6 protein-coding genes are annotated in these 8238 nt (G+C 37.1%); 4 read left to right on the top strand and 2 right to left on the bottom strand.

Translation table 11 applies throughout. From position 1 onward, the window contains the following. From ABW637_RS09290 to ABW637_RS09300, 3 genes are all read left to right on the top strand, one after another. Positions 1 to 2203 (top strand): DUF8696 domain-containing protein (locus tag ABW637_RS09290; protein ID WP_367584384.1); only part of this gene is annotated, 2203 nt, incomplete at its 5' end. Positions 2204 to 2276: 73 nt separating this feature from the next. Then, positions 2277 to 3230, top strand: coding sequence for a PorP/SprF family type IX secretion system membrane protein (locus tag ABW637_RS09295; protein WP_367584385.1), 954 nt, complete (start codon positions 2277 to 2279; stop codon positions 3228 to 3230). Positions 3231 to 3342: 112 nt separating this feature from the next. Next, complete coding sequence (locus ABW637_RS09300) at positions 3343 to 5310, top strand: OmpA family protein (protein ID WP_367584386.1); 1968 nt, start codon at positions 3343 to 3345, stop codon at positions 5308 to 5310. Between the two features lie 125 nt (positions 5311 to 5435). Here the strand turns inward: ABW637_RS09300 and ABW637_RS09305 are convergent, their stop codons facing one another. Together ABW637_RS09305 and ABW637_RS09310 are read right to left on the bottom strand one after the other, a co-directional pair. Continuing rightward, the gene (locus tag ABW637_RS09305) at positions 5436 to 6329 is read right to left on the bottom strand and encodes an arabinofuranosidase catalytic domain-containing protein (RefSeq protein ID WP_367584387.1); all 894 of its coding nucleotides are present in this window, start codon (positions 6327 to 6329) and stop codon (positions 5436 to 5438) included. Positions 6330 to 6333: 4 nt separating this feature from the next. Further along, positions 6334 to 6846 carry a hypothetical protein gene (locus tag ABW637_RS09310; RefSeq protein WP_367584388.1) on the bottom strand — a complete coding sequence of 171 codons (513 nt, stop codon included), beginning with the start codon at positions 6844 to 6846 and terminating at the stop codon, positions 6334 to 6336. Between the two features lie 826 nt (positions 6847 to 7672). On the opposite strand from ABW637_RS09310, the gene ABW637_RS09315 reads away from it, so the two are divergent. Beyond that, positions 7673 to 8236 carry a hypothetical protein gene (locus ABW637_RS09315; protein WP_367584389.1) on the top strand — a complete coding sequence of 188 codons (564 nt, stop codon included), beginning with the start codon at positions 7673 to 7675 and terminating at the stop codon, positions 8234 to 8236. Positions 8237 to 8238: the final 2 nt, after the last annotated feature.

Genomic DNA, 8238 nt, shown 5'->3' on the forward strand with positions numbered 1-8238 from the left:
CTACCAGTGGCAGTTTAGTACGACCAGTGCCACGGCAACCGACTTTGTTAATGTAGCCGGTGTAGGCACGGGAGTGACCTATGATCCGGGAGTACTTACGGCAGATACCTGGTTCAAACGTATAGATACCGGTGTTGTCAATGGACAGAGTTGTAGTGTAGAGACCAATGTAATTGAAGTCACAGTTAATAATATCATGGCCGGAGTGATTGCTGCTGATCAAACGATCTGTGAAGGTGGTGATCCGATCGCCTTTACTGAGACGACCGCTACGATAGCTGATGGTACAATTACTTTCCAATGGCAGAGTAGTACGACTGGTGCAGCCGGACCGTTTGCCAATATCGCGGGAGCTACAACGGCTACTTTTGATAGCGGTGTTTTAACTCAAGACACCTGGTTCCAGCGAGTAGATACTTCTACTTTAAATACCATAGCTTGTACGGCAACCACTAATATAATTGAAGTCACAGTAAACAATATTACCGCCGGAGTAATTGCTGCGGATGAGACGATATGCGAAGGAAGTGATCCAATCGCCTTTACCGAAACTACTGCTACGGTTGCCGATGGTACAGTGACCTTCCAATGGCAGAGTAGTACCGCAGGAGCAGCCGGACCGTTTACAGATATTCCTACTGCTATTGCTTCAACATATGATAGTCCAGCCTTAACCCAAGATACCTGGTTCCAGAGAGTAGATACCTCTACATTGAATACTATAGCATGTACTGCGACCACCAATGTAATTGCGGTAACGGTTAATAACATTACTGCTGGAGTGATAGCTGCCGATCAGATCATTGTGAGTGCAGAAGACCCAGTAGCTTTTACAGAAGTGACACCAACGATTGCCGATGGTACGGTTACCTATCAATGGCAGAGTAGTACTACGGGAGCAGCCGGTCCATTTACCGACATAGTAGGAGAAACCAATACAACCTATGATAGTCCTCCATTATTTGAAGATCATTGGTTCCAAAGAGTAGATACCTCTACCTTAAATGGAGAAGTATGTATCGCTATAACTAATGTGTTATCTATCATCTTAGATAGTGATGGAGATGGAATACCAGATTCTACAGATTTAGATGATGATAATGATGGTATTACCGATGAAGAAGAGCAAAATGGAGATGCTGCCCTTGATACCGATGGCGATGGTGTGATAGATCGTTTAGATTTAGATAGTGATGGCGATGGAGTATATGACGTGTTCGAATCTGGCCATGGTCAGTTAGATATGGATGGAGACGGACGATTAGAAGGACCATTTGGTAGTGATGGTATTCCTGATGTTGTGCAAGATGATCCTGATAGTGGCGTAGTCAACTATGCTGTACAAGATACCGATGGAGATGGTATTGATGATTTTCAGGATACCGATGATGATGGTGATAATGTGCTTACTGCAGATGAAAACCCTAATCCCGATGGTGATCTAAATCCGGATACCGGAGATACACAAGATACCGATTTAGATGGTATTCCAGATTATTTAGATATAGATGATGATAATGATGGTGTGGATACAGTGTATGAAGATTATGATGGAGATGATGACCCATTAAATCAAGATACCGATGGTGATGGTATCCCGGATTATTTGGATATTGATGATGATGGAGATGGAGTAGACACGCAGTATGAAGGCGTAGATCCCGATGGTGATGGAAATCCTAATACAGGAGATACCTTGGATACCGACTGTGTGCTCGATAATAATTGTGATAACATCCCGGATTATTTAGACACCGATGATGATGGTGATGGATTCTTAACAGAAGATGAAAATCCGGACCAAAATGGCGATGGTAACCCAGATGATGCATTAGATACCGATGCTAACGGAATTCCGGATTACTTAGAGCCTAATGATAACACAGTTCCTGAAGGGGATGACGGAATCACAGTATTTACAGGAATGTCGCCTAATGGAGACGGAGTGAATGATGTATTTGTAATTCAAGGAATTCAAAACCTTGAAAATACATTAGAAATCTTTAACCGCTGGGGCGGAAAAGTATACAAATCCAGAAACTATGGACGAGATGATAATTTCTTTAGAGGAATCTCTACGGTAGGAAGTACTGTTGAAAGACAAGATCAATTACCAGTAGGTACGTATTACTATGTTTTAGAATATGTTCTCGAATCAGGAGAACGCAAGAGTAGAGCAGGCTATCTATACATTAACAGATAATCAACCAAAACTAAATACCCACAGGTGCTATTAAGTCTGTGGGTTTAATCATGAAAATATTAAAATAGATCGGATGAAAAAAATACAAATAATTGCTACAGCACTTTTGAGTTTTGTGTTTCATTATAATTATGCACAGCAAGATGCTCAATATACGCAGTATATGTATAATACGATTAGTGTTAATCCTGCCTACGCCGGTAGTCGTGGAGTTATGAGCATCATGGGATTGCATCGTAGTCAATGGGTTGGTTTAGACGGAGCTCCACGTACCCAGACATTAACATTGAATACACCTATCGGCACTAATGAACGCGTCGGTTTGGGATTGTCTGTTGTTAATGATGAAATTGGCCCTACCGATGAAACCTATATCGGTGTGGATTTTTCGTATACAATACCAACTTCTGATGAAGGAAGGCTAAGTTTTGGGATTAAAGGAGGGGCTCATCTATTAAATATCGATTTTCAGCAATTAACACAATTCAATCAAAATGATGCTTTGTTCGAGGCTAATATCGATAATAAATTTAGTCCGCAGGTTGGTATAGGTGCATACTATCATACCGAAAAGTTTTATGTAGGATTAAGTGCTCCTAACTTATTAGAAACCGATCATTTTGATGAGAGTACCACAAGTGGTGATAGTAATGCGGTTAGTTTTTTAGCAGAAGAAAGAATCAATTATTACCTGATCGCGGGTCATGTATTTGATTTAAGTCCAGAGCTTAAGTTTAAACCTGCTGTATTAAGTAAATTGGTATTCGGAGCTCCTTTACAAGTTGATGTATCGGCCAATTTTTTGTTATATGAACGGTTAACCTTAGGCGTTGCCTACCGATGGAGTGCTGCAGTGACAGGCCAGGTGGGTTTCCAGGTATCGGATTCGATGATGATCGGTTTTGCGTATGATAGAGAGACTACCGAGTTAGGTCAATCACAATTTAATGATGGTAGTTATGAGGTAATGTTACGTTTTGAGCTTTTCAAGAAGTATAACAGAATGCTAACACCACGTTTCTTTTAAAAATCACACCTTGGGTTAAAAGCCCAGAGGTATTAATAAATTTGTTATTTCGGAAATAATCGAAATTTAAATAAAATTCAGTTTTTAGCTTCAACACAAAGATTAAAAAATTATGAGCTTAAAAAATTACATTCTACCCCTGTCCTTAAGTCTGTTATTCTCCTGTACCATTTTTTCTCAGCATGAAAAACGATTAGAAAAAGCAGATGAAAACTTTAATCGTTTTGCTTTTGTAGACGCTCGCGAAATATACCTTAAAGTAGCAGAAAAAGGATATGAATCGGTAGACCTGTTCAAAAAACTAGGTGATTCTTATTATTTTAATGCAGAATTGGATCAAGCTGTGGTTTGGTACGAAAAATTAATGACCAAATATAGTAATGAAGTAGATCCCGAATATATATTTAGATACTCTCAATGCCTTAAAAATGTGAAGCGATATGATGAGGCAGACAAAATGATGGAAAAGTTTAATGAGCTATCTACTAATGATCAACGAGCAGAATTTTTCGTAAGCACACGAGACTATCTTAATTTTATAGAATTGCAATCGGGCAAATTTAGATTACTCAAATTAACCACAAACTCTAAATATTCTGATTATGCGCCTAGTTTTAATAACCAGGGACAATTAGTTTTTGCCTCTTCGCGAGGAGGTACTGGTATGAGCAAAACAGTACATGAATGGAATGAAATGCCGTTTCTAAATTTGTTTTCTTCAGATATTATAGAAGCCAATGGGATTTTAAAAACACCTAAAAGAGTAAAAGGAAAAATAAACTCAAAGTTTCATGAGTCTTCAACATCGTTTAGTAAAGACGGGCAAACCGTATATTTTACCCGAAATAATTATACAAAAAGAAAACTAGGTAGAAACACTGAAGGTAATATTCTGTTAAAAGTGTACAGGGCTACATTAGATGAAGGAGTATACAAAAATATCGAAGAGTTACCATTTAATAGTGATGAGTACTCTGTAGCACATCCCGCTTTAAGTGCAGATGGTAAAAAGTTATACTTTGCAAGTGATATGCCTGGTAGTAAAGGGTTATCAGATTTGTATGTGATCGATGTACATGAAGATGGAACTTTTGGAGAGCCTAAAAACCTGGGGGATCATATTAATACCGAAGGTAGAGAAACCTTTCCGTATAGTAGTGATTCTGGAAGACTCTATTTTGCTAGTGATGGTCATGTTGGTTTAGGAGGACTCGATGTATTTGTAGCGGTTCCAGAGGGAGATGGTCTTTCAATCCCTTATAATGTAGGAAAGCCTGTAAACGGATCTACAGATGACTTTACCTTTGTACTAAATGAAGACACTAAGATTGGCTATTTTGCCAGTAATCGAACCGGAGGCAAAGGATATGATGATATCTATAGCTTTAAACAAACGGGAGAATTAATCACTAGTTGTAATCAATATGTATCTGGTGTAGTAACAGATTCAAATTCTAAAGAAATAGTGTCAGATGCCGAAGTGATTTTGCTAGATGATAATAATAACGAATTACAACGAGCAAAAACAGATGATAAAGGGGCGTATAAATTTGATTTAGAATGTGAAACAAAGTATATCGTAAGAGCCACCAAGTCAGAGTATGCACCTACCGAAGTGTTACTACCTACGAACAATGTGTTAGAGTACGAGTATAAGCTTCCTTTACAAATAAGCAAAGGTGGGCTAGATGATAAAGAGGTTAAAGAAGGAGATGATCTTGCAAAACTGTTGGCATTACAAACCATTTATTTTGATCTTAACAAATCCAATATCCGTTCTGATGCCGAAGTTGAATTACAAAAGATAATAGTTACACTTCAAGAATATCCACAATTGAAGATTGATATTCGTTCTCATACCGATAGTAGAGCAGGAGATGATTATAATATGTATTTAAGTGAGCGCAGGGCACAAAGCACAATAAAGTATATTGTTAAGAAGGGAGGAATTAAAGCTTCGCGTGTAACCGGAAGAGGTTACGGTGAAACGAACTTAGTGAATGATTGCGGTAACAATAAGAAGTGTAGCAACGATGAGCACCAGCTTAATCGTAGAAGTGAGTTTATTGTCGTGCAATAGTAAAAATCGTATCCAGAATTTGGCAATCGCCTTTTCTGCTTAGAAGTGTAAAATGGGTACCTGTTTAGATACCCTTTTACGATGTGTATCACGCCATCTTTTTTACCGAAAAAAGTGTACATATGCTATAACCCCCAAAAATCAATTTGATCTTCTTCAATTTCTGTAATTGTAGTAGTACCAATATCCATACTATACATGATAAACTCGGTATAGCGATTGGTGGCAAATTGAGAAGCGTTGCCATTAGAATATAAAATACCAAAACCATTGTTAGCTGTACAACGCCCGTTTGTATAATTACCAGTTCGTAATATAGTGCCACCACGTCGTATGGTTTGTACTATAGGACCTCGAATAAAAGATAATTGCTGCCACTGGTTATTTATATTTCCTGCAGAGCGCACGGCATCACAGCATATCCCAGAGTCGAAATACATAAGATTGTTGGTCCAATTAATATGTGTAGACCAACGATTTGCACTCGCTCCCGGTTGTCGGGTACCAAAAGAAAAATTATCATTACTAGTGGTAAAAACTACAGTAAGAACAGAACCATCAACCCCTGCATTGGTAAGCGTTTGTATACTAGTGTTAATATCCAGACGGTCATTAGCACCATCCCCTACAAAATAAGGTCTTGCAGGATCCGTAATAAACTGGGGTTGAAAAGCAGCCGTATTTTGCACAGCATCCCTACCCAAACCACTTTGATCATACCAGGTAACCAAAAACACATTGGCTCCTGCACGCCAGGTATCGATGGCAGCTACATTAACAATATCATTATCAGCCCATCCAAAATCGAGCTCTGCATTATCACTAGCCCTACGCAAACGTACCAAAGGACCATTATAATCTGATTCTAATACCCGCATAGAAAGCGAAAAACTAATGTTAGCTAATTTCTCGTCAAGAATATGATTAGGTCGCATGGTCGGAAATTGGTTGTAAGCCGATATTTGTCCGAAACCATAACAGGAAAGAAGTAAGGATATATAGAGAAGTGCTTTTTGCATGAGTTTAGTCTCTTTTAAGATCTCCGGTAACATGAAACGCATTCGTCGCAGTACATACGATACCTACACCAGCATCAAGCCCGGCAGTTTTAAAACGAGATAGCCTGTTTTTTATCATTACACCACCCGCTCCGGTAATAGTAACTTTTCCATTACCAATTTGATACACACTTACATTAAAGCCAATAGTAAGACCAGCCGGTACGGTTAGGGTTACATCAGTGGCACTGTTAAAGGTGAGGATATTTTGATTGTCACCAGCCACCAGAGTATAATTACCCGTTTTGTTAAAAACTGAAGGAGATTGTAAAAACTCTTTCCATTCGGTGCCATTAAATTGATATATCTTTTTAGCATCACTATCAAAAACCAAAGCACCTTCTTGTATCGTAGCAATGGGTATAGCATTAATATCTGTCGTAGGAGCACTAGGAAGACCCATTAAAGAAAGGGCATCAATCTGTGATAGGGCATTATGGCAACAAAAAAATAAGAGAAGGCTAAGTATACTTTTCATACAACATCAAAAAAAAATTTAAAGCAGTAGTGTATATTGACGAAGTATTCTTTTTACAGGGGTGGTTAAATATAATCAAATAATTTTGATGTTAATTGTAAATACTTTTAACGACTTTAAATTCATTATAAAAATCTACATCAGAGTTTTGAAGTCATTTAAAGGCTTTTTTTATCTCTTTTTTAGCTGTAAATCAGTTGCTTAATTACATTTTTATGGTAAAACCATAATTATTTTGATGTTTTACAATATTGATTATCAAAGTTTTATCTATAAATTTATAATGTTAAAAAAAACTAAACGTAAAATTCAGTTTTAAAAAGTATTGCTTATAAGAAAAATTACACCTAATATTTTATTTTCTTACCCCTATTTGTTTAAACATAGGTGTTTTCTTCTTTATTATTCGTCATAATGCGTGTTATAATATATATGTGCTCCATATACTATTATGACTGTTCGATTGAACTTAATTAATAATTACGCTTATGAACGGGACTACCTTTTTATCTTTCTTAAAACCAAAATATACGGTACTCTTAGTAAACCTAATAGTATAGCTATACAAGGTGTTTCGTACCTATATAGTGTATGGTAAATCTTGAATGCTGGATATTTTAATGATATTACTATACGATAAGTAGAATTGTTGGATTAAAATAAAACAAATGACTTAAAAAAATATAAACCTTAGTATGCGTATAACACATTCAATGGTAATGGTATACTAGGGATAAAAAATAACAACCCCGCAATTGCAAAACTTTGGCGAGCCAGCAAGAGCGAGGATCTGAATAACGATCAATTTAATAGTAAATCAACCATTATGAAGTTATATTCTTTTAATACAAAAGATATACCAAAATCTAATTCTTCAAAGCATATCGTTCGATATGGTGGTATCAAATATATATACAAAAACACCGAGGACAAATTTAAGTATAATAGACTACTTCTATTAGGGGGAATAACCCTTTTTTTGGTAGGGTGTTATTTCCTGATCGCGTGTTTATTCTTACATGTTTCTTCAGAGGTTTCAACAACGATATATAATAACGAAAAAAGCATACACACTATTGCCATAGACAATGGCAGTAGAGTATGTCTTATCCCTATTTTAAACCCTATTCGTAACCTGAATTCAATTGACTATGAAAAAGACGTTAATCCTGGTATGGGCGTGCATGTCCTGTACTCGGAAAATGGCCTTTTACATCCAAATTTTATGCCCAATCACTGGTGGGGTGCGTTTTGGGTACACTCCCAAGTGCCTATAAACCAACAAACCGGTGCAGTTTGGATACATCGAATTCAGGTTACTTTTTTTAGACCACGGCATACGATTCCTTCGAATCACCTACAAACGAATTACAAAACAATTTTATCATAAAT

Origin of the sequence: Aquimarina penaris, from assembly GCF_040786285.1 — a bacterium.
Classification (GTDB): Bacteria; Bacteroidota; Bacteroidia; order Flavobacteriales; family Flavobacteriaceae; genus Aquimarina.

Coding starts and splice junctions, on each gene's coding strand:
- ABW637_RS09295 (WP_367584385.1), top strand. CDS start 2,277: ATGAAAAAAATACAAATAATTGCTACAGCACTTTTGAGTTTTGTGTTT.
- ABW637_RS09300 (WP_367584386.1), top strand. CDS start 3,343: ATGAGCTTAAAAAATTACATTCTACCCCTGTCCTTAAGTCTGTTATTC.
- ABW637_RS09305 (WP_367584387.1), bottom strand. CDS start 6,329: ATGCAAAAAGCACTTCTCTATATATCCTTACTTCTTTCCTGTTATGGT.
- ABW637_RS09310 (WP_367584388.1), bottom strand. CDS start 6,846: ATGAAAAGTATACTTAGCCTTCTCTTATTTTTTTGTTGCCATAATGCC.
- ABW637_RS09315 (WP_367584389.1), top strand. CDS start 7,673: ATGAAGTTATATTCTTTTAATACAAAAGATATACCAAAATCTAATTCT.